Raw genomic sequence first — 7199 nt, forward strand, 5'->3', positions numbered from 1 at the left:
GCTCCGCGAGAAGCGAGGGGCCCTTGTGACCCTTCACCTCTATGAACCGCTCCTCGCCAGTCCCCGGGTCCCTGCTGTAGATGTCGTAGTGCTCGTGCTGGCTCACGTCCACAGGCTCCCGCCCCCGGCTCCTCTCGTACTCCATCGCCACCCTCATCGCCTCCTGCTCGACCTGCCTGCGCTCCTCCATACTCATCTCCGCTTCAACGGCGAGAGCGCCGGGGCTAGTGAATCGTATCACACCGATAAGCCTAGGGTCACCCAGAGTATACTTATTGAAGGGATCAGTATCCTTACCAACCCTTAGCCCCATTTTGACGAGGCTTTCCCGATACCTCCTGTAGTCGCTTAGAAGGGTCTCAAGGACGTCTCGAGCCGTTCTCCTTAATTTCACATCATCGCTATGTTCTGATGATTGGAATTCCTGGGCCTCCAAGACAAGTTCACGCAATGTCAAAGACAGGAGTTTTAACAGCTCAGCACCCCTGATCACAGACCCAGCATCATCAACAGCAACTGGTTCACTGTAAACAACCCTCCCCTCTACATCCTTAAACGATAACTCGTAAACCCGTATTTCGCGCTCCGCCTCCCCTTTTGCAACGAGAAAAACCGGCTTTTGCAGGGAGACTTCCCCCAGAGCCCTCATGAGAGCGGACAATGCCCTCCACGTCTCGGATAATGGGATTGGAGTCCCGCCAATCGATTTAACAGCATAATCGCCTCCATACTCGTGGACAAGGTCGGGTCTAAGTCGCGAGAGAGACCTTATAAGATCTCCTGCGGCTTCCTTCGCCTCTTGCACAGTGGCAAAGCCCGTGCCCTTATACATAAATTCTGCTATTAGATCCCTGTCTGGCCTCTCTAAGCCTCCAACCTTCTTGAGATCCTCTTGGAGCTGAACTATAGTATTGTAGATCTGCTCGACAAGCCTCTCTAAAGCCTTTTCACCACCCTTTAGGTACTCGCTCCTGAGACGATACTCGGTAACCCTTGAAACCCGTTGACCACGCCTAACCACTGGTGGGGGAAGCTGTGCGCGCTGCTCAAGATCTATCACAAGCGCCTCTTCCCCTACGGGGGGCTTGTCAAGCTTGCCTAAAGCTCTCCCCATCGCTATGAGCTTGCTGTACAAAACTTTCAAAACGTCCATGTCACTGTCCACTGCAAGAAAAACAGTGTACACTTTCACCTCTCTCCTCTGACCTAGCCTCCACACTCTGCCGATTCTCTGCTCTAACTTAACGGGAGACCAGGGTGGCTCGTAGTTAATGAGGATGTTGGCTACCTGGAGGTTCAGGCCCTCAGAGGCGACATCCGTTGCAACCAAGACCCTCCCACCGGGCTTCTCAAGCCATTTTTTCACGTTTGATAGTCTGTCCTCCTTCCGAGCGTCGTCACCCGTAAGAAGCCCGACTTTCTCCTGTCCTAATCTTTTAGCTAAGATCCTTGAAACATGCATTGCGGTGTCACGGAACTCAGTGAACACTATAACCTTCTCTCCTGAACCCACGTGCTGCTCTACAAGGTCAATCACGGCACTAAGCCTACTGTCATTCTCTAGAATACTCTTCGCAAGGTTTACCAGCGATTTCATCTCTTTGACATCATTCTCGGAAAAGTATGCTGAACAAGACTCCGCGAAATCCTCCACTATCTTGTCGGGGTCAGTATCACTCTCAAGCTCCTCAAAACCCAGACCCAAGACTGCCCTAGCCAGTCTCAACTGCTTCATGTTAAGTTTTCCAGGCCGGAGGAAGTCGTGACGCCCCAAATTGATTAAGGCCGCCCTCTTCGCTAGGATCTTCTCCATAGTGCTAATCGCGGCATAAGGGCTAGATGAAGCCCTCTTGAATATCAAGGCGTTCAGTAGGCCCAAGGCCCTCTGATCGGTTCCTGTAAGCTTGTGATAGTCAAGTATCTTTGTCCTGAGGAACTTGATAAGCCTCGAGTGAAACTCGACCTCGTCCCCTGTGGCCTGCACAACGACAGCCACAACCTTACACGGGGGAAAAACCTCCCTCCCCTCATACACATTGTTGACGTCAATCTTCGTCCGCCTAAAGATCAATACGTTGCGGGCACTCGCATGGAACTCTGGTCTATCTAGGGCCTTAAAGTCTTTTACAAGGTAAGGATCTAGGAGACGGAGCCTATTCAAGTAGTCCCTCGGATCCCCTCTATGGGGCGTCGCAGATAGAAAAAGCATATTCCTCTTAACGTCTGACGATATACTGGACACAAACCTTAACCTAAGCGTCTCACGACCAGTAGAGGGTAAGCTGAGCCTATGCGCCTCGTCGACTATAACGAGATCCCAATTCACCCTCTGTACTTCATCCCGATACCTTGACCTCTTAACTAGGTCGAGGGATGCGACATAAACTCCTCTAGAGAAGCTCCCCTCATTAAGACCCCTGAAGTTAGACCTCTCGATCCTCCTAGGTATTAAATTAAACCTCTCAAGCTCCAGGATCCACTGCCTAACAAGCACTCTTGGAACAAGAACAAGAACCCTTTCAGCGTATCCGAGCTCCATGAGCCTTTCCATTGCCAGGATAGCAGTAATCGTCTTACCTAGACCTATCTCGTCGGCTACGAACACCCTCAGCGGCTGCCGGAATAAAACCCTGGCGAGAAACTCCGCCTGATGAAGATACGGCGTTACCGGAGGATTCGCCTTAACCAGTGCCGAGAAGAATACAGGGTTATAACGCGAGTAAACCCTGAAAACCTCCCTGACCAGATCTACAGCCATCCTAGTCCAACCCGTGCAGTACCTTGAACGCCCGAGCCGGCCTCCGAAGCGCTACCCTGCCCCTCTCGAAGGCCGCTAAGAACCTCGTGAACCAGAAGAACAGCTCGTACTCGTCCAGGCCCCTCACCACCTCCTCCAGCTCCCTCACCTTCGCCTCGCTCCTCAGCGTCTCGCGGACGGCCGCGTAGACCGCGAGCCTCTTGTAGGTACCCTCCCCCACCCTCAACGAGCGCTTCTTAGGCCGCACGAGCCCCCCAAGCCGCTCAGCAAGCAGCACCAGCTCGCTCCACGGGCACACAGCGGCGAGCTCCGGCTTCCCAAGGTAGACGTTCGGGTAGAAGCGGCACACCTGCACAGTGTCGACACTATTGCGGCGCTTGACCCGCTTCTCCGCGTACACAATAAGCCTCTCCGCCTCGCTCATAGCAAATCTACACCCCTGTACTTCGATAACTTCCTCTCCGTCTCATCCGTGTACTCGACGGGCTTCCCCAGCTTGAGCAGCGCCCTGAGCTCCCTCGGCGCGAAGATTCCCGTGCTCCTCATCAGCTCCCTCACGAGCGCGGGGAAGACCGCCGGGTCGACGCGCCTCACGGTAAGCTCGACAGACAGATCGCCACGCTCCAGGCGGACATGCCCCTCCTCCAGCTCCAGGGGCCCGAACTCGCCGCTCCTCAGCAGATCCTCGAGCCCCTCGAGCTCCTTGGCGACGAGCCTCCTGATCAGGGGAACCCTTTCGGCCTTCACGAACACGGCGAGCGCGCCAAGAGCCGGGCGCTCGAGCTCCGGCGAGGTGGCGGTGACCTCAAAGCGATACTCTCCCTCCGCCTCGGGGGCCCTGAGCCTCCACGTGGCCTTGAAGGGCGGTACCCCGCTGCTCGGCTCCACGGAGCCCTCGCTAACACGCAGCGACACCGGCTGCTTGAGGGGCTCCACGGGCTCCACGAAGACCTCGACGGCCACCTCCTCGCCTGGAGCCGCCTCGACCGCGCTCCTCGCCACGGTGACCAAGACCCTGTCCCCGATCTCCTCCTCTATCCTTACCAACGGGGAAGTCAGGAGCACGTCCACAACCTTATCGGGGGGCAGCTGGTCCAGCGGCGTTTCGCGCCTATCGATCAGCACGGCGTAGCTGACCCTCACCTTCCTACCCTGGCTCTCGGCCACGCCCGGCTTCAAGCTCTCCAGCAGCCTGGACGCGGCCAGCCTCCGGGGGAGGACGATGTCGGTCTCCAGCACGCTCTCGGGTGCCTCGCCTGACGGGTATTCTGGGGCCTCCTCGCGCCTGTACACGCGGGCCCAGAAGAGCTTACTGCCCCTCTGGAGCCCGATCCTCAGCGTGCTGACTCCCTCCATCAGGGCTTGGAGCACGAGCTCCCTCCTGACGAAGGGGAGCCTCGGGTTCGTGAAGAAGTAGCTGAGGATGTCCCCAACCGTCAGCTCCTTCTCGCCCTCGGACAGCGCAACCCCCGTGCTCTTCAGCAGGTGGTCGAGCTCGTCGAAGCTCAGCGCGTAGATCTTCGCCTTGCCCACGTCGGGGCTCGCCAAGGTGTCCTCGGCTACGACAGCGAGCGACGTGGCGCGGGGGCTGGCCCTGGCCTTGACCACGTCCTCGCCGCTCGGGAACGCCACCGTGTCGAAGGCTGAGATTATCTCGCTGTACAGCTGCTCCTCAAGCTTCTTGCTTAGCTCCCTGAGCTTCTTGCCCTGCAGCTCTCTAGAGTCTTTGTCCAGGTAAATTTCCTTCAGCTGCTTCTCCACGCTATTGCAGGCCACAAGCTTAGCGCAGAGCCCCAGCAGGTGCTCAACCCTCCTCGCGTCGCTCGGGTAGAGCACGGCGACCGTGTTCCTGTAGACCTTGCCGCCGCCCTCCTTCCGCTCGAAGATTATCCTCCTCACCTCGTCGTCGCTCAGCCTCCTGGGGGAGATTACAAGGTAGTGTGCTGGCTTGTCGAGGGGCAGCGGCTCGTCCCCCACCTGCGCGTCGAAGAGGCGGGGCGCCCCCTCCCTCGGCGCACCAGGTGGGGGCTCGCGGGCGAGCTTTCTCAGGGCGTCGACCAGCCTCTCCCGGGCTGTGACCGGGCTCACGCGCTTGGCCTCGTCCTCGACAATCTCGATGACCGAGCGCATCGGGTTGTACCAATACCGCCCATCCCTCTCCTGCAGGTAGAGCAGCTCGCTCGCCGCGATGTTCAGCTGGTTCTGCACGTCCACGGGCTTACGCCCGGTGCCCCTGGCGAGGGACTCCTCGTAGACCATGAACGCCACGTCCTCCTTCGTCGGGAACACCCTCTCCGGGGTCAGCGCCGTCCCGTACACGTACGTCCTCAGGAAGATCGAGAGCGCGACCCTGTACAAGAGGCCCGTCGGATCCAGCTGCCTCGCCCTGCCGAGGAGGTCCTTGTCGACTACAGGGGCGAAGGAAGCGAAGGACTGGGTGAGCAGGAAGCCCCTTACCTTGTCGTCCGCCACGTCGATGTGCCACGGCATTACGAAGTCAGGGTCCTCGCCGCTCTGCAGGATCCTCCTCACGACGAGCCTGGAGATCCTTAGCGCGTCCCGCGTCCGCTGCAACTCGGGATTCCTCGTCACGATGTCGTAGAGTGTCTCCAGGTAGCTCGGGTGGAACGGCGCCGTGGCGTCGAGCTTGGACGCCGCGTCGACCGCGCCCCTCCCGAAGACGTCCTGCTCCCTGCTGTAGAGGTCCAAGTACCTGCTGCGGAGCTCCTGCACCCTCCTCTCGTCAATGCTCTCGAAGATCCTCCTCTTCAGGACGTGCATGATCTCCTCGGGCCGCAGCGGGACGTCGTAGGCCGCCGTGACCCTGCCTAAGCCACTCCGGATCATCCCGACGGCCTCCCTGTACGCGTCCACGTACCTCTCCTCGCCCTCCCTCACCTCGAGCGGGAGCGTCACCACCAGCGCGGCCCTCGTCCCCTCCACCGCCTTGGCGAGACTCTCGACGAAGGCGATGACGTTCTTCCCGTAGCCCCTCAGCCCCTCGTCTCCTGACTCGAGGAACCTGGTCGCGTACTTCGCGATCTCGTCGACCAGGATGACCGCGGGCTCCTCGCCCAGGAGCCTGTGCAGGGCCTCGGCGGTGGGGGCGTAGGCCTTCTCGTCCTCCTCCCTGAGCTGGGCGTAGCGGCCCAGCTGGTGCGCCAGCGAGCCCCAGATCGTCCTCACCTGGTAGGGGGCGAGGCTAAGCGGCTTCGAGGGGTTCGGGCACAGCTCGTCGGACTCCCCGTCCAGCACGACGACCCTTGGCCGGGCCTTGGCGTACAGCGCTCCCAGCTCGGGGTCCAGCCTCCCGAGCGCCTCGGGCCTCCTTGCCGCGTGTACGATCGCGAGCAGCAGGTGTGTCTTGCCGCCGCCGTACAGCGAGAACAGCGGGAAGATCCGGCGCGCCCCCCTCCCCAGCGCCGCCTCGGCTACCTCGCGCAGGATCCCCTTCATCGAGTCGGAGAGGTACGTCGCCGCGAAGAACCGCTCCGGGTCCCTGTAGAGCTCGTGGCCCCGGCCCAGGTAAGCGTCAGCAAGCGAGGGCGCCAGCTGCGCGTCCAGCGCCTCGTCGAAGAGATCGCTCCGGGCCCTCGCGTACTCCTTAAGCCCCATGCAACCACCCCTCGAGCGTGCCAGTGCCCGTCTGGTAGGAGAGCACGCGGCCGCATAGCTCTTTCTCGGGGTCCGTCGGGGGGAGCAGCCTGTGGAGAACCTTGGCGAGCCTCACGGCCTCGTCGACGTGGTGGGCCCCCAGGGCCCTCAGCCGCTCGTAGCGCTTCTTAAACTCCTCGACGCCGTAGCTCACGGCGTAGTACTCGAGCAGGTGCAGCGCGTCGACAGGGCTCCTCAGCGAGGGCTCCGCCGGGTCGAGGCCCCGCTTGCGGAAGAGCTCCACCAGGTCGTCCCTCCCGCCCCCCCTCGGCTCCAGCAGGAGGAAGTCCTCGCCGCCCCTCTCAACGATCGCCAACGCAGCAAGCCGCTTGTCGTCGACGCCCGTCCCGAAGCCGAGGATGTGCACCGTGCTCCCATCCATCACCCTCCTCCCGGCCCTGGCGCTGCGCGGCAGCAGGAGCTTCGCTAGCATATAGTACAGCGCCTCGCCGCTCCTCAGCTCCTCTACTTCGCCCTCCTCGCCCGCGGCTCTGGCTAGGGCCCTAGCCAGGCCCCTCGCGGCCGCAGGGTAGGCCTTCTCGGCCACCAGCCTGCCGATGTCCTCGGCGCCTACCACCTTCTCCCTCGAGGTGAAGGGGGCCAGCGTGGCCGCAAGCGTGCCCACGAACAGGTCGACGCCCCACCAGCCAGCCTTGAGCAGCTCCTCGGCCCGCCGCTCCGCCGACGCGACGGCCTCCCTGTACACCTCGTCCGCGAGCGCCTCGCCGGCGAGGCCCGGCCTCCACACCACCACGATCGAGGTGTCGAGCGCCGCCTTGCCCCTGGC

3 protein-coding genes and 1 pseudogene are annotated in these 7199 nt (G+C 61.1%); all 4 read right to left on the reverse strand.

Going from position 1 to position 7199, the window contains the following annotated elements; all coding sequences use genetic code 11:
- Window positions 1-2758: helicase-related protein (locus ACP5KC_RS07760; protein ID WP_428287180.1), on the reverse strand; the 2758-nt coding region annotated here is incomplete at its 3' end.
- Window position 2759: 1 nt separating this feature from the next.
- Window positions 2760-3182, reverse strand: a complete 423-nt coding sequence (locus ACP5KC_RS07765; RefSeq protein ID WP_428287181.1) for a hypothetical protein — start codon at window positions 3180-3182, stop codon at window positions 2760-2762.
- The gene (locus ACP5KC_RS07770; protein ID WP_428287182.1) at window positions 3179-6373 is read right to left on the reverse strand and encodes a DUF499 domain-containing protein; all 3195 of its coding nucleotides are present in this window, start codon (window positions 6371-6373) and stop codon (window positions 3179-3181) included. The genes ACP5KC_RS07765 and ACP5KC_RS07770 overlap by 4 nt, the downstream gene beginning before the upstream one ends.
- Window positions 6363-7199, reverse strand: a pseudogene (locus ACP5KC_RS07775) (hypothetical protein); the annotation flags it as partial. The gene ACP5KC_RS07770 and the pseudogene ACP5KC_RS07775, both read right to left, overlap by 11 nt.

It is taken from the genome of Infirmifilum sp. (assembly GCF_049970975.1).
Lineage (GTDB): Archaea > Thermoproteota > Thermoprotei > Thermofilales > Thermofilaceae > Thermofilum > Thermofilum uzonense.

Coding starts and splice junctions, on each gene's coding strand:
- ACP5KC_RS07765 (WP_428287181.1), bottom strand. CDS start 3,182: ATGAGCGAGGCGGAGAGGCTTATTGTGTACGCGGAGAAGCGGGTCAAG.
- ACP5KC_RS07770 (WP_428287182.1), bottom strand. CDS start 6,373: ATGGGGCTTAAGGAGTACGCGAGGGCCCGGAGCGATCTCTTCGACGAG.